This is a genomic window from Streptomyces sp. DH24 (assembly GCF_029813775.1).
Classification (GTDB): Bacteria; Actinomycetota; Actinomycetes; order Streptomycetales; family Streptomycetaceae; genus Streptomyces.
Genome location: NZ_JARVKW010000007.1, coordinates 41,642 through 56,342 on the forward strand (window position 1 = coordinate 41,642; position 14,701 = coordinate 56,342).

Annotated in this window: 12 protein-coding genes; all 12 read right to left on the bottom strand. The window is 70.9% G+C overall.

What is annotated here, in order from left to right:
* Positions 1-6: 6 nt before the first annotated feature.
* The 12 genes from QC282_RS07740 to thrC all read right to left on the bottom strand — a co-directional run bounded on the left by QC282_RS07740 (position 7) and on the right by thrC (position 14,700).
* A complete protein-coding gene (locus QC282_RS07740; RefSeq protein ID WP_279548484.1) occupies positions 7-1,311 on the bottom strand; it encodes an MraY family glycosyltransferase in 1,305 nt (434 codons plus the stop codon).
* 196 nt (positions 1,312-1,507) lie between these two features.
* The gene (glyA, locus tag QC282_RS07745) at positions 1,508-2,746 is read right to left on the bottom strand and encodes a serine hydroxymethyltransferase (RefSeq protein ID WP_279548485.1); all 1,239 of its coding nucleotides are present in this window, start codon (positions 2,744-2,746) and stop codon (positions 1,508-1,510) included.
* An 85-nt stretch (positions 2,747-2,831) separates the two neighbouring features.
* Complete coding sequence (locus QC282_RS07750) at positions 2,832-3,500, bottom strand: protein-tyrosine-phosphatase (RefSeq protein ID WP_279548486.1); 669 nt, start codon at positions 3,498-3,500, stop codon at positions 2,832-2,834.
* On the bottom strand, positions 3,497-4,144 hold the full coding sequence (locus tag QC282_RS07755) for an L-threonylcarbamoyladenylate synthase (RefSeq protein WP_279548487.1): 648 nt from the start codon (positions 4,142-4,144) through the stop codon (positions 3,497-3,499). The genes QC282_RS07750 and QC282_RS07755 overlap by 4 nt, the downstream gene beginning before the upstream one ends.
* A gap of 52 nt (positions 4,145-4,196) precedes the next feature.
* Positions 4,197-5,036: a peptide chain release factor N(5)-glutamine methyltransferase gene (gene prmC, locus QC282_RS07760; RefSeq protein WP_279548488.1), complete on the bottom strand. Its 840-nt coding sequence runs from the start codon at positions 5,034-5,036 to the stop codon at positions 4,197-4,199.
* Positions 5,037-5,107: 71 nt separating this feature from the next.
* Positions 5,108-6,184 carry a peptide chain release factor 1 gene (gene prfA, locus QC282_RS07765; protein WP_279548489.1) on the bottom strand — a complete coding sequence of 359 codons (1,077 nt, stop codon included), beginning with the start codon at positions 6,182-6,184 and terminating at the stop codon, positions 5,108-5,110.
* Positions 6,185-6,292: 108 nt separating this feature from the next.
* On the bottom strand, positions 6,293-6,517 hold the full coding sequence (rpmE, locus tag QC282_RS07770; protein ID WP_189981746.1) for a 50S ribosomal protein L31: 225 nt from the start codon (positions 6,515-6,517) through the stop codon (positions 6,293-6,295).
* 173 nt (positions 6,518-6,690) lie between these two features.
* Positions 6,691-7,830 carry an LCP family protein gene (locus QC282_RS07775; RefSeq protein ID WP_279548490.1) on the bottom strand — a complete coding sequence of 380 codons (1,140 nt, stop codon included), beginning with the start codon at positions 7,828-7,830 and terminating at the stop codon, positions 6,691-6,693.
* Between the two features lie 208 nt (positions 7,831-8,038).
* Positions 8,039-9,835, bottom strand: coding sequence for a trypsin-like serine protease (locus QC282_RS07780; protein WP_279548652.1), 1,797 nt, complete (start codon positions 9,833-9,835; stop codon positions 8,039-8,041).
* 147 nt (positions 9,836-9,982) lie between these two features.
* A complete protein-coding gene (rho, locus tag QC282_RS07785; RefSeq protein ID WP_279548491.1) occupies positions 9,983-12,001 on the bottom strand; it encodes a transcription termination factor Rho in 2,019 nt (672 codons plus the stop codon).
* Positions 12,002-12,403: 402 nt separating this feature from the next.
* A complete protein-coding gene (gene thrB, locus QC282_RS07790; RefSeq protein ID WP_279548492.1) occupies positions 12,404-13,321 on the bottom strand; it encodes a homoserine kinase in 918 nt (305 codons plus the stop codon).
* A gap of 320 nt (positions 13,322-13,641) precedes the next feature.
* Positions 13,642-14,700 carry a threonine synthase gene (gene thrC, locus QC282_RS07795; RefSeq protein WP_279548493.1) on the bottom strand — a complete coding sequence of 353 codons (1,059 nt, stop codon included), beginning with the start codon at positions 14,698-14,700 and terminating at the stop codon, positions 13,642-13,644.
* Position 14,701: the final 1 nt, after the last annotated feature.

Here is a 14,701-nt window from a genome sequence, read left to right on the forward strand (position 1 = left end):
AGATTCTTACCTTGGGTGCGACCGGGCCCCGATGGCCGTGGCGCCGTTGACGCTGATGCCGGCGCCCACCTTCGGGCGCTCCTCCTCCTCGGCCGCCGCCGGGTGCGTGTGCTCCGGCGCGGGCTCCGCCTCCTCGGCGACCGTCGGACGCCGGTACCGCGGCGGCACGAAGCGGTACGCCCAGCGCGGGGCCCGCGGCGTGAAGCGCGGCAGGAGCAGCAGCACCAGGCCGATCGTGCTGAGGAACACGATGCCGAGGACGATCCACATGGACGCCGAGTTGACGGAGTAGGCCAGCGCCCCGCACGCGATCAGCGCCGACCAGAAGTACATGATCAGCACCGCGCGGCTGTGGGAGTGGCCGATCTCCAGCAGTCGGTGGTGCAGGTGGCCGCGGTCCGCCGCGAACGGCGACTTGCCCTGCCAGGTGCGCCGCACGATCGCCAGGATCAGGTCGGCGGCCGGGATCGCGATGATGGTCAGCGGAAGTAGCAAGGGGATGTAAACAGGCACTGTCTGATGTACGGCTTCCTTCTCAGAGCCGACGTACAGATTGAGCGCGTCCGGATCAACCTGACCAGTTACAGAGATCGTGCCAGCCGCAAGTACGAGACCAATCAACATGGAGCCTGAGTCCCCCATGAAGATCCGCGCCGGGTGCATGTTGTGCGGCAGGAAGCCCAGGCACATGCCCATCAAGATCGCCGAGAACAGCGTGGCGGGAGCAGCGGCCTCGACGCCGTACGAGTACCAGATCCGGTATGCGTAAAGGAAGAACGCGGCCGACGCGATACATACCATACCCGCCGCGAGGCCATCGAGGCCGTCTACGAAGTTGACTGCGTTGATAGTGATGACCACCAGCGCGACCGTCAGCAGAGTGCCCTGCCCCTGGGTGAGTGCTACTGAGCCAACCCCCGGAACGGGCAACCAAAGGATCGTCAGACCCTGCACCACCATCACGCCCGCCGCGATCATCTGCGCGCCCAGCTTGATCAGGGCGTCGATCTCGAACTTGTCGTCCAGGACGCCGATCAGCCAGATCAGGGCCGCGCCGGACAGCAGCGCGCGCGGCTCGTTCGAGTTCTCGAAGACCTCGCTCAGGTTGGTCAGGTGGTCCGCCACCAGCAGGCCCGCGCACAGTCCGAAGAACATGGCGATCCCGCCGAGCCGCGGAGTCGGTTCCCGGTGCACGTCCCGTGCCCGGATCTCCGGCATCGCTCCCGCCACGATCGCGAACTTCCGTACCGGCCCTGTCAGCAGATACGTCACCGCGGCCGTGATGCAGAGCGTCAGCAGGTATTCACGCACGGGCTTCCCCACAGGTCTCGCTGGCCATTCCAGCCCCACACCCTAGCGAGGCACGCATATGGGTGAGGACTTCCGGGTAGCGACGATGGTTGCACGTATGGCTGTGCACGCCAGTGCGCCTACCCCGGCACCGCCCGGTCACGGCACCCCGTCCGGCCGCTCCCGGCACCGGTCCGGCCCGGCCGCGCCACCCGGTTCAGGCCGGATACGGCGGGAAACCGGCGGTCAGCTCCCGCACCTCCTCACGCGTCCTCGCGGGCTCCAGGTCGCCCCGCAGCACCCCCGCCAGCAGCATCGCGACGCGCGCCATCTCGGGTTCCCGCATGCCCTGCGTGGTCACCGCGGCCGTGCCCAGCCGCAGGCCACGGGTGTCGTCGTGCGGCAGCGCGCAGCAGTCCAGCACGATCCCGGCCGCCGCCAGCCGGCCCCGCGCGGTACGGCCGTCGACGCCGAGCGGGGCCGGGTCGGCGGTCAGCAGGTGGGTGTCCGTGCCGCCGGTGGTCACGGCCAGCCCTTCCGCGGCCAGCGCGACGGCCAGCATCCGGGCGTTGGTCACGACCTGGTGGGCGTACCGGACGAAGTCCTCCGTCGCCGCCTCCGCGAACGCCACCGCCTTCGCGGCGATGGTGTGCATCTGCGCACCGCCCTGGGTGAAGGGGAACACCGCCCGGTCGACGCGCTCGGCCAGTTCGCTGCCGCACAGCACCATCCCGCCGCGCGGCCCCCGCAGCACCTTGTGCGTGGTCGCGCACACGATGTCGGCGTACGGCACCGGGTTGGGCGCCGCCTTCCCGGCCACCAGCCCGATGGGATGCGCCGCGTCCGCGATCAGGTAAGCGCCCACCTCGTCGGCGACGTCCCGGAAGAACGCGTAGTCGATGTGGCGCGGGTAGGCGATCGATCCGCACACGATCGCCTTCGGGCGGTGCGCACGGGCCAGGGCGCGGATCTGGTCGTGGTCCAGCAGGCCGGTCTCCGCGTCCACGCCGTAGCCGACGAAGTAGAACCAGCGGCCGGAGAAGTTCGCGGGCGAGCCGTGCGTGAGGTGCCCGCCGTGCGGCAGGCCCAGCGCGAGCACGGTGTCGCCGGGGCGCAGCAGCGCGGCGTACGCGGCGAGCACCGCCGAAGACCCCGAGTGGGACTGGACGTTGGCGTGCTCGGCGCCGAACAGGGCCTTGGCCCGCTCCACGGCGAGGCGCTCGGCGACGTCCACGATCTCGCAGCCGCCGTGGTGCCGGGCGCCGGGATAGCCCTCCGCGTACTTGTTGGCCAGCGGCGAGCCGAGCGCCGCCAGCACGGCCGGCGAGGTGAAGTTCTCGGCGGCGATCAGCTGGAGCGTCGTCGCCTGCCGCTCGCTCTCGCCCAGCAGCACGTCGGCGAGCTCGGGGTCCTGGCGGCGCAGGACGTCGGCCTCGATGGCAGGGGTGACCGTCATGTCGGGCTCCGGGCGTCGCGATGTGTGGCTCGTTCGCCTCACGTACGTCCAATGTAGGCCCGGGTGGTCACTCGCGCCCGCGTTGCTACGTCCTGGCCGTCACGCCCGTCAGAGCCGTCACGACGGGGTCCAGTGCCTGATGTATCTCGTCGCCGATGGACCGGAAGAACGTCAGCGGCGCGCCGTAGGGGTCGTAGACCTCGTCCGCCTCGGCCGTCGGGGCCAGCAGCCAGCCGCGCAGCGCGGCCGAGGCGCGCACCAGGGCGCGGGCGCGTTCCACCACGCCGTCCTCGATCGGCGGCAGGGTCGCCGGGTCGATCGCCTTCACCAGGCGGGTGAACTCCTTCAGCGTGAAGGTCCGCAGGCCCGCCGAGTGGCCCATGGAGATGACCTGGGCGCGGTGGTCGCGGGTCGCGGTCAGCACCAGGTCGGCGCGGATCACGTGCTCGTCGAGGAGTTCCCGGCCGACGAAGCCGGAGGCGTCCGCGCCGAAGTCGGCCAGCACGGCCTCCGCGTTGGCCTCCATGGGCGCGCCCTCGTGGCCCCAGGTGCCCGCGCTCTCCACGATCAGCCCGCCGCCCATCGGGTCGCCGAGCCGGTCCGCCAGGAAATGCCGGGTCAGCCGCTCGGTGATCGGTGAGCGGCACACGTTGCCGGTGCTGACGTGGAGGATGCGGAAGGTGTCGCGGGGGTGGTCGAAGTCCCCCGTCTGGTCCCCGTTGCCTATGCCACGCCCCGCCTCAGGGGCTGTCAATTCGCCACCTCGAGGTCGGGTACCACCTTGCGCAGCTCGTCGGCCGGGATCGCGCCCTCGCGCAGCAGCAGCGGCACCTCGCGGGTGACGTCGACGATCGAGGACGGGACGTTGCCGGGGGTCGGGCCGCCGTCCAGGTAGACGGAGACGGAGTCGCCGAGCATCTCCTGCGCGGCGTCGCAGTTCTCGGGGGACGGGTGACCCGTGAGGTTCGCCGAGGAGACGGCCATCGGGCCGACCTCCGTGAGCAGCTCGATGGCGACCGGGTGCAGCGGCATGCGTACGGCGACCGTGCCGCGGGTGTCGCCGAGGTCCCACTGGAGGGACGGCTGGTGCCGGGCGACGATCGTGAGCGCCCCCGGCCAGAAGGCGTCGACGAGTTCCCAGGCCAGCTCGGAGAAGTCCGTCACGAGGCCGTGCAGCGTGTTCGGGGAGCCGATGAGGACGGGCGTGGGCATGTTCCGCCCGCGGCCCTTGGCGTCCAGCAGGTCGGCGACGGCCTCCGCGGAGAACGCGTCGGCGCCGATGCCGTACACCGTGTCCGTCGGCAGCACCACGAGCTCGCCCCGGCGGACGGCGGACGCTGCCTCACGCAGACCGGTCACGCGGTCGGTCGCGTCATTGGTGTCGTATCGCCGTGCCATGTCTAGCGGGCCTCCTCGTACACGTGCTGCGGGGGTGTGGTCCTGCGGGTGCTCACGGCAGCGCCTTGCGGGCGGTCGCGAACCGCGGGCGGTTGTTGAGATCGGGGTGGTCCGCGGCGTCGGTCCAGCCGCGGTCCTCGGCGAAGATCCACGGCACCTGGCCGCCCTGGGTGTCGGCGTGCTCGATGACGACGACTCCGCCGGGGCGCAGCAGCCGGTGCGCGGTGCGTTCGATGCCGCGGATCAGGTCGAGGCCGTCCTCGCCGGAGAACAGGGCCATCTCCGGGTCGTGGTCGCGCGCCTCGGGTGCCACGTACTCCCACTCGGTGAGCGGGATGTACGGCGGGTTGGAGACGACCAGGTCCACCTGGCCGTCGAGGTCGGGGAACGCGGTCAGGGCGTCGCCCTGGCGCAGTTCGACCCGGGAGCCCTCGACGTTCTTGCGGGTCCACCGCAGCGCGTCCTCGGACAGCTCGACGGCGTACACGCGGGAGCGCGGCACCTCCTGGGCGAGGGCGAGCGCGATGGCGCCGGAGCCGGTGCACAGGTCGACGATGCACGGCTCGACGACGTCCATGGCGCGTACCGCGTCTATCGCCCAGCCGGCCACCGACTCGGTCTCCGGACGCGGCACGAACACCCCCGGCCCGACCTGGAGTTCCAGGTACCGGAAGTAGGCGCGGCCGGTGATGTGCTGGAGGGGTTCGCGGGCCTCGCGGCGTGCGACGACCTCCCAGTAGCGGGCGTCGAAGTCGGAGTCCTTCACGGTGTGCAGCTCGCCGCGCTTGACGCCGTGCACGAACGCGGCGAGTTCCTCGGCGTCGGTGCGCGGCGAGGGCACGCCGGCGTCGGCGAGCCGCTGGGTGGCCCGGGCCACCTCCGCGAGCAGCACGCTGCGGGGGCTTGGGGGTCGCCCCCCAAAATGTTGCTGCACGCAAGTCCTCCGAAGTGCTCGTACGTGGGTTACGCGGCTGCGAGCCTGGCGGCCGAGTCCGCGTCGACGCACGCCTGGATCACCGCGTCGAGGTCGCCGTCCAGGACCTGGTCCAGGTTGTACGCCTTGAAGCCGACACGGTGGTCCGAGATGCGGTTCTCCGGGAAGTTGTACGTACGGATCTTCTCGGAGCGGTCGACGGTACGGACCTGGCTGCGGCGGGCGTCGGCGGCCTCCTTCTCCGCCTCTTCCTGCGCCGCGGCGAGCAGCCTCGAGCGCAGGATACGCATCGCCTGCTCCTTGTTCTGCAGCTGGCTCTTCTCGTTCTGGCAGGAGGCGACGACTCCGGTCGGAATGTGCGTGATGCGCACGGCGGAGTCGGTGGTGTTGACGGACTGGCCGCCGGGTCCGGAGGACCGGTACACGTCGATGCGGAGGTCGCCCGGGTTGATCTCGACGTCGATCTCCTCGGCCTCGGGCGTGACGAGGACGCCGGCGGCGGAGGTGTGGATGCGGCCCTGCGACTCGGTGGCCGGCACGCGCTGCACGCGGTGCACGCCGCCCTCGTACTTCAGGCGCGCCCACACGCCCTGTCCGGGCTCGGTGGCGCCCTGGCCGCCCTTGGTCTTCACGGCGACCTGGACGTCCTTGTAGCCGCCCAGCTCCGACTCGGTGGCGTCGATGATCTCGGTCTTCCAGCCGACGCGCTCGGCGTAGCGCAGGTACATCCGCAGCAGGTCGCCGGCGAACAGGGCGGACTCGTCGCCGCCCGCGCCCGCCTTGATCTCCAGGATGACGTCCTTGTCGTCGCTCGGGTCGCGCGGGACGAGCAGCAGGCGGAGCTTCTCGGTGAGCTCGTCGCGGTGCTTCTCCAGCTCCTTGACCTCGGCGGCGAACTCCGGGTCGTCGGCGCCCAGTTCGCGCGCGGTCTCGATGTCGTCGCCGGTCTCCTTCCAGGAGCGGAACGTGGCGACGATCGGGGTGAGCTCGGCGTAGCGCTTGTTCAGCTTGCGCGCGTTGGCCTGGTCGGAGTGGACCGACGGGTCGGAGAGCTTCTTCTCCAGGTCGGCGTGCTCGGCGACGAGTTCCTCGACGGCCTCGAACATCTTGGGCTCCTGATACTGCGGTGAGGGGGAAGGGCGGGCGACCAAAAACGCCGGTCCCGGCGCGCCCCTGACGAGGGGCACGGCCGTGGACCGGCGGTCTGGGGCTCGCTACTTCTTGGAGCCGGCGGCAGCCTTGCCGAAGCGGGCCTCGAAGCGGGCCACGCGGCCACCGGTGTCGAGGATCTTCTGCTTGCCCGTGTAGAACGGGTGGCACTCGGAGCAGACCTCGGCCCGGATGGCGCCGGACTGGATCGTGCTGCGGGTGGTGAACGACGCGCCACAGGTGCAGCTGACCTGCGTCTCGACGTACTCGGGGTGGATGTCGCGCTTCAAGGTGTCTCCTAGGTTCCGGGAGGGCGCCGGGTCGCCGCCGCGGGATGCGGGAGCGTGAACCGGAGCCGACGTACCAGTCTGCCAGGACTGGCGTCCTCTCCCAAAACCGGGGGTTGCCGCCTGCTATTCCTCGCGGGCCCTCACGGGCCTCCCGTACGGTCGCCCGCGCCCCTTCAGCGGGTGACCACGCCCTTGGCCTCGCCCGCCGCCGTGCCCGCGGTCGCCTTCGCGGGGATCGGTCTGTCGTTCTTCAGGGCCTGCCAGACCTGCTGGGACTTCTTCTCCTGGACCAGGACGCGGTTGGGGTCGGCCGGGTCGTACTGGACCGGCATCGTGATCATGTGCATGTTCGCGGGGGTGATGTCCTTCAGCCCGTTCGCGAACGACATCAGGGAGTTCACCGAGCCCAGGCCGGAGTCGGTCGTGACCGTCTTGGTGGCGGTGTCGGCGAGGTCGTACAGCTTCTTGGGGCTGGTGAAGACGCCGACGTCCTTGACCTGCGCGACCAGGGCCTTGACGAAGGCCTGCTGGAGCTGGATGCGACCGAGGTCGGAGCCGTCGCCGACGCCGTGCCGGGTGCGGACCAGGCCGAGGGCCTGCTCGCCGGTCAGCCGGTGGGTGCCCGCCTTCAGCTTCAGGTGGCTGTCGGGGTCGTCGATGTCCGCGGTGGTGGTGACCTCGACGCCGCCGAGTTCGTCGACCAGCTTCTGGAAGCCGGCGAAGTCGACCTCCAGGTAGTGGTCCATGCGCAGGTCGGTCATGGCCTCGACGGTCTTCACCGCGCAGGCCGCGCCGCCGGTGGAGTAGGCGGAATTGAACATCACGTCGTCGGCGGCGTCGTGCGTCTCGCCGTCGCCGTCGGTGCACTCGGGGCGGTCGATCAGGGTGTCCCGCGGGATGGAGACCACACTGGCCTTCTCATGGCCCTGGTAGACGTGCACGACCATCGCGGTGTCGGAGCGGGCGGTGCCGTCGTCGGTGCCGCCGCCGACCTTCTTGTTGCTGCCGGCCCGGGTGTCCGAGCCGAGGACGAGGATGTTCTGGGAGCCGTCGTCGGCCTTCTCGGGCCGGTCGGTGCCGAGGACCTGGTCGATGTCGACGCTGTTGATGTTGCCGTTGAGCTTGAAGTACAGGTACCCGGCGCCGGTGCCGCCCAGGACGACGATGCCCGCCGCGACCCAGGCCGTGATCAGCAGGCCCTTGCGGCGCCTGCCGCGGGGCTTGCGGCGGCGGCCCCCGGCGCGGTGGCGCCGGCCCGTGGTGCCGGTCTCTCCCGCTGTACCGGGACGGTCCGGCGTGCTCTCGGCAGACATGTGCTCCTCGGCTCTCGTCCGGTCGGTTACCCCCTGCATTCGGTTCCAGGCCCGGGGCGGGCGTCGGTGCCACCTCTCCATCGTCGCCCTCGTGGGTTCGGACGGGGAACCGGCGCACAGGGTTGCACAACGCTCTGTGCCCACCATGTGGCCCGGTGGACACAGAGCGTTGCGGATCACCTTCGGAGAGCCGCGCTCACCTGGGGCTTCAGCCCCAGAGGTCGTAGCGCTGGAAACCGGTGCCGACGGAGATCCTTGTGGCGAAGATCTCGCTGGTGGCCTTGCCGGTGCCCTTGTAGAGGTAGAGCGTGCCGCCGGAGGTGCGGGCCAGGAAGTCGGCCTTGCCGTCGCCGGTGATGTCGCCGACCGCGTCGAAGGCGTTGTAGCCGCTCCAGGTGCGGACCTTGATCCGGGAGGAGAACGCGCCGGTGCCGCTCTTGCCGGTGCCCTTGTACAGGTACACGTAGCTGTTGCTCTTGCTGCGGGCGATCAGGTCGGCCTTGCCGTCGCCGGTGAAGTCGCCGTGGCCGCGCACCGAGTTGTACTGGTTCCAGCCGGAGCTGACCTTCACGCGGGAGGCGAAGGTGCCGTTGCCCTTGCCGGGGTACAGCCACAGGTAGCCGCCCGAGTCGACCGAGAGCAGGTCGGGCAGGTAGTCGCCGTTGACGTCACCGGGGACGACGATGCGGGTGCGGGTCTTCCAGTTGTCGGCGATCTGCTTGGTCGACCAGGAGCCGCTGGAGTGGACGTAGTGCGTCCAGTACACGTCGCCGGTGGAGGCGACGCGGTAGACGAGGTCCTCGTAGCCGTCGCGGTCGAGGTCGGTCTGGAGGACGACGTTGACGCCGGTCCAGTCGCCCCAGGACTCGCGGGCGGCGAAGCCGGTGCCCTTGGAGTCCTTCGAGTAGCCGGTGCGGGTGCTCGACTCGCGCACCCACAGGTCGGCCTTGTGGTCGCCGCTGATGTTGGTGTCGTCGACGCGCGGGTACGTCGCGCCGACGTACGTGCTCGCCTTCGCGAAGACGCTGTAGGCGCCCTTGGCGACGCAGTCCTGCACGCCCCACGACACGACGCCGACGATCCGGTTGTTCACGACCAGCGGGCCGCCGGAGTCGCCGTTGCAGGCCGAGGTGGTGCCGGCGTCGGAGCCGGTGGCGGGCTTGCCCGCGCAGACCATGTGGCCCTTGACGAAGTCGGCGCCGTAGTAGCCGGCGCAGGTGCTGTCCGACTGGATCGGCAGCGTGGCCGTCTTCAGCGTGTCGGAGACGTCGTCGCTGGTGGAGCTGGTGCGCCCCCAGCCGTAGATCTTGGCGCCGGTGCCGGCCGCGTACGAGGCGGTGTCACCGGACGTCGTCATCCGGATCGGCGTCGCCCTGACCGGGTTCGGCAGCGTCAGGACCGCGATGTCGTTGTCGATGGTGCTCGCGCTGTACGACGGGTGGTTCCACTGCCGCCAGACACCGGTGACGGTGCCGCCGTGCAGGTCGGTGTTGCCCGCGCTGTCCGTGGTCGGCAGCTGTGCGGTGCCGGTGACGATCGCGCCGTTGGCGTGCCAGTCGTAGTTCTTCACGCAGTGCGCGGCGGTGAGGATCTTCGTCGGGGCGACGACGGCGCCGCCGCAGAAGAAGCCGATGTCGTCCGTCTCGGCGGTGGTGCCCCGGTCGTCGTAGTACCAGAGCTGCGCCATCCAGGGCGCCGACGTGATGCCGGTCGTCGTACCGCCGATGATCTTGGCGTCGACGGTGGGGCTGTCGCTGCTCGTGCTCAGCGACTGCTTGCCGGTCCGGCCGGCGGTGTCGTCACCGGCGACGGCACCCGCGACGCGCCGCTCCAGCTCGGCGAGCGTGGGCGCGCTGGTGGCGGGCTTCACCGTGGGCCGCGGAAGCGCGGTGGCGGCGCCCGCGGACGAGGACAGCAGCGTCGCGGCGACGGCGGCGGCGACCCCGGCCGCCGCGACGGGCAGGGCGATACGAATCCGGCGTCTGTGACGCCCGCCCCCAGACATGGCGGTACCCACTCAAGTCCCCCCTCGGGATCAGAAGTTCGGGCACGCGAGGAAAAACAGCCCGAAGCAGCGTGATCGTACACCTGTCCGAGGACAAACAAAGTGGCCGCCCTGCGAACAGGACGGCCACTCGAAAAACCCAGGACGTCAGTCGCCGTTGCCGGGCGTCGGCGTCGTCTTCTGGATCTGCATCAGGAACTCGGCGTTCGACTTCGTCTGCTTCATCTTGTCGAGAAGCAGCTCGACCGCCTGCTGCTGGTCAAGGGCGTGCAGCACCCGGCGCAGCTTCCAGACGATGGCGAGCTCGTCGGGGGCGAGCAGGATCTCTTCCTTGCGGGTGCCGGACGCGTCGACGTCCACCGCCGGGAAGATGCGCTTGTCGGCGAGCTTGCGGTCGAGCTTGAGCTCCGCGTTGCCGGTGCCCTTGAACTCCTCGAAGATGACCTCGTCCATGCGGGACCCGGTGTCCACCAGCGCGGTGGCGAGGATGGTCAGCGAGCCGCCGTCCTCGATGTTGCGGGCCGCACCGAAGAAGCGCTTCGGCGGGTACAGGGCGGTCGAGTCGACACCACCGGACAGGATGCGGCCGGAGGCCGGGGCGGCCAGGTTGTAGGCACGGCCCAGACGCGTGATGGAGTCGAGCAGCACGACGACGTCGTGACCCAGCTCCACCAGGCGCTTCGCCCGCTCGATGGCGAGCTCGGCGACCGTGGTGTGGTCCTCGGCCGGGCGGTCGAAGGTCGAGGAGATGACCTCGCCCTTCACCGACCGCTGCATGTCGGTGACCTCTTCCGGACGCTCGTCGACGAGGACGACCATCAGGTGGCACTCGGGGTTGTTGTGCGTGATCGCGTTGGCGATCGCCTGCATGATCATGGTCTTGCCGGTCTTCGGCGGGGCCACGATCAGGCCGCGCTGGCCCTTACCGATCGGCGACACGAGGTCGATGATGCGGGTGGTGAGCACGCCCGGGTCCGTCTCCAGGCGGAGGCGGTCCTGCGGGTACAGCGGGGTGAGCTTGTTGAACTCCGGTCGGCCGCGGCCGTGTTCGGGCGCCATGCCGTTGACGGAGTCGAGGCGGACCAGCGCGTTGAACTTCTCGCGGCGCTCGCCCTCCTTCGGCTGACGCACCGCGCCGGTGATGTGGTCGCCCTTGCGCAGGCCGTTCTTGCGGACCTGGGCGAGGGAGACGTACACGTCGTTCGGGCCGGGCAGGTAGCCGGAGGTCCGGATGAAGGCGTAGTTGTCGAGGATGTCGAGGATGCCCGCGACCGGGATCAGGACGTCGTCCTCGTTGATCTGCGGCTCGGACGCGATCTCGTCGCGGCCACGACGGCCACGGCGGTCGCGGTAGCGGCCACGACGGCCGCGGCGGCCGCCCTCGAAGTCGTCGTCGTCCTGCTGCCGGCCGCCGCCACCGCCCTGCTGACGCTGGCCCTGCTGCTGGTTCTGCTGGTCGTCGCCCTTGCCGCGGCGGTCCCGGTCACGATCGCGGTCCCGGTCACGGTCGCGGTCACGACCGCGCTCCCGGCGGTCCCGGCGGCGGCCCTCGCCGCCCTCGCCGCCGTCACCCTTGCTGTCGGCGCGGTTGTCGGTCTTGGCGTCGCCCTGCTGGGGCTGCTGGGGCTGCTGGGCCGGCGTCTCGGCCTTCGGCTCGCCCTTCGCCTCGGCGGCGACCGTCTCGGCGCTGCCCGAGGGAGCACCGGCGTCGGCCGTGGCGCGGCGCCTGCGGCGCTCGGCCGGGGCGTCGTCGCTGGCGGGCTGGCCGGGGATGTCGATCTGCTGCTGAGCCTGCTCGGCGGGGGCCTCGGCCTGCTTCCGCGCCTTCTTCTCGGCGGCGGCCTCGTCGCCCGTGCGCGCCCGGGAGGTGGTCCGGCGCTTCGGCTTGGCCTCTGCGGCGTCGTCGGCCTTGGCGGCCGGGGCGGCTCCACCTCCCGCCTGCGCCTCCTTGATGACCTCGATCAGCTGGCTCTTGCGCATACGCGCGGTGCCCCTGATGCCGAGGCCGGATGCGACCTGCTGCAACTCGGCCAGCACCATGCCCTCGAGGCCGGTACCGCGGCGCCGCCGGGAGCCGGCACCGGTGGCAGGCGCGGAGGCGTCCGTGGCGGGCGCGGCAGCGGTCTCCTCGACACGTGCGCCCATCAGATCGGTGGTGTCGCTCACGAAGGGTCCTTCCCTGGAGCGGACGTCGGCCTGTCTGGCTCGGCGACCGGTTGTGCTGTCCGGCTACGGTCCTGTTCTGCGTGACCGTGCCGGGGCGGTGGTCCGCCAAAGCGGCGGAAGAGATTTCTGGTGATGGCGCTTCCTCGAGCCGTGGCACCGAGTGTCACGTGGCGTGGTCGCACCTGCTCCGGAGCGTGCCCGGCGGGCCGCTCAGTGCTCACGTACCGCGTACTGCCCGCATACGAGGTAGGAAACACAGGGCGACTTGGGGGGCTTCCGGAAGAATGTCTGTCCCGGACGGGGACACGAGGCACCTCGCCATGGTGGGGTCGGGTGCAGACTTGAGATTAACACTACCGGATCCAACAAACATTCCCCCTCTCGAAATCCGGCAACCGTGTGTCAGGTCGCAAGCGGCAGCACGCTCGCTCCCTGCAGATCGAGGCCGAGCCGGTTCGCCGCCCAGTCGTCGCCGGCCAGCGCCTCGACCTTGTCGGCGGTCCCGGCGTCGGCCAGCGCCATGACCGTGGGTCCGGCGCCGGAGATGACCGCCGGGATGCCGACCGACCGCAGCCGCTCGACCAGCGCCGCGCTCTCGGGCATGGCGGGGGCGCGGTACTCCTGGTGCAGGCGGTCCTCGGTGGCGGGCAGCAGCAGTTCGGGGCGCCGGGTGAGGGCCTCGACGAGCAGGGCGGCACGGCCCGCGTTGACGGCGGCGTCGACATGCGGGACGGAACGCGGCAGCAGGCCGCGGGCGGTCTCGGTGAGCACCGGCTTCCCGGGCACGAAAACCACCGGAACGATGGAATCGGCCGGTTCCATCCTGATCGCGCGGGCCGCGCCGGCCTCCATCCACGACAGGGTGAAACCGCCGAGCAGACAGGCCGCCACGTTGTCCGGGTGGCCCTCGATCTCGGTCGCGAGCTCCAGGAGCGCCGCGTCGTCGAGGCGGGCCTCGCCGCCTATGGTCACGGCGCGGGCGGCGACGATCCCGGCGCAGATGGCGGCCGAGGAGGAGCCGAGGCCGCGGCCGTGCGGGATGCGGTTGGCGCAGACGATCTCCAGCCCGCGCGGCTGACCGCCGAGGACGTCGAAGGCGGTGCGCAGGGAGCGTACGAGCAGGTGGTTCTCGTCGCGCGGGAGGGTCTCGCCGCCCTCACCCGCGATGTCGATGTGCAGCCCGGAGTCGGCCACCCGGACGACCACGTCGTCGTACAACCCCAGCGCGAGGCCGAGGGCGTCGAAGCCCGGCCCGAGGTTGGCGCTGGTGGCGGGGACGCGCACCCGGACGGCGGCGGCGCGGAAGGCTGGACCGGCCATCGCTCGTTGACTCTCCTTGAGCTGCGTGACTGTCGAATGACGTTCGATCGGCATCCGATGGCGTACGAGAACCCGGGGGCCGCGTCGCCGGCCGGGTGACCGGCCACTTCCGGCCGCGTGGACAGCGCGGCACCGCGGCAGGTGCGGCGGGCGGGTTCGGTACAGCCTATCGAAGGAAGGTTCTGTGGCGACATAGGGCGCACAGGAGGCGCACGATGCGTGTCGCAAGCCCCCTGTGCACCCCCCGTAGGGAGACTTCCCCAGGTAAGCGCCGTCTTACGCGTCCGACGCGGCCGTGTGCGTCGTACGCGAACCGGCTCTCAGACCAGGCCCAGCCGCTCGGCCGCGGTGGCCGCGTCGACCGGGACGGTGACCGGCTGCGGAGCGCCGGCGACGGCCCAGTCCGGGTCCTTCAGGCCGTTGCCCGTCACGGTGCACACGATCTTCTGCCCCGGGTCGACCCTGCCCTGCTCGGCGGCCTTCAGCAGACCGGCGACGGACGCGGCGGACGCGGGCTCCACGAAGACGCCCTCCTGTGCGGCCAACAGCCGGTAGGCGCGCAGGATCTCACGGTCCGTCACCTCGTCGATGGCGCCGCCGGACTCGTCGCGCGCGGCCAGGGCGTACTGCCAGGAGGCCGGGTTGCCGATGCGGATGGCGGTGGCGATCGTGGACGGGTCCTTGACGACCTCGCCGCGCACGATGGGCGCCGAACCGGAGGCCTGGAAGCCCCACATGCGCGGGGTCCGCGTGGCGACGCCGTCGGCCGCGTACTCGGTGTAGCCCTTCCAGTAGGCGGTGATGTTGCCCGCGTTGCCCACCGGCAGGACGTGGATGTCGGGCGCGTCGCCGAGCATGTCGACGATCTCGAACGCGGCCGTCTTCTGCCCCTCGATACGGACCGGATTGACCGAATTGACCAGCGCCACGGGGTAGTTGTCGCTGAGCCCGCGCGCCAGGGTGAGGCAGTCGTCGAAGTTGCCGTCGACCTGGAGGATCTTCGCGCCGTGCACCAGGGCCTGGCCCATCTTGCCCAGCGCGATCTTGCCCTGCGGTACGAGGACGGCGCAGACCATCCCGGCGCGCACGGCGTACGCGGCGGCGGAGGCCGACGTGTTGCCGGTGGAGGCGCAGATGACGGCCTTGGCCCCCTCCTCCTTCGCCCTGGAGATGGCCATGGTCATGCCGCGGTCCTTGAAGGACCCGGTCGGGTTGGCGCCCTCCACCTTGAGGTGGACCTCGCAGCCCGTGCGCTCGGAGAGCACCTGCGCGGGCACGAGGGGCGTGCCGCCCTCGCGGAGCGTCACGACCGGCGTGGTGTCGGAAACCGGCAGCCTGTCCCGGTACTCCTCGATGATTCCGCGCCACTGGTGGGTCATT

What these genes read in the sequence shown, in the direction of transcription:
- thrC (WP_279548493.1), bottom strand. Translation starts at nt 14,700, where the DNA reads ATGACCCACCAGTGGCGCGGAATCATCGAGGAGTACCGGGACAGGCTG.
- prfA (WP_279548489.1), bottom strand. Translation starts at nt 6,184, where the DNA reads ATGTTCGAGGCCGTCGAGGAACTCGTCGCCGAGCACGCCGACCTGGAG.
- QC282_RS07755 (WP_279548487.1), bottom strand. Translation starts at nt 4,144, where the DNA reads ATGGCACGGCGATACGACACCAATGACGCGACCGACCGCGTGACCGGT.
- glyA (WP_279548485.1), bottom strand. Translation starts at nt 2,746, where the DNA reads ATGACGGTCACCCCTGCCATCGAGGCCGACGTCCTGCGCCGCCAGGAC.
- thrB (WP_279548492.1), bottom strand. Translation starts at nt 13,321, where the DNA reads ATGGCCGGTCCAGCCTTCCGCGCCGCCGCCGTCCGGGTGCGCGTCCCC.
- QC282_RS07775 (WP_279548490.1), bottom strand. Translation starts at nt 7,830, where the DNA reads ATGTCTGCCGAGAGCACGCCGGACCGTCCCGGTACAGCGGGAGAGACC.
- QC282_RS07780 (WP_279548652.1), bottom strand. Translation starts at nt 9,835, where the DNA reads ATGTCTGGGGGCGGGCGTCACAGACGCCGGATTCGTATCGCCCTGCCC.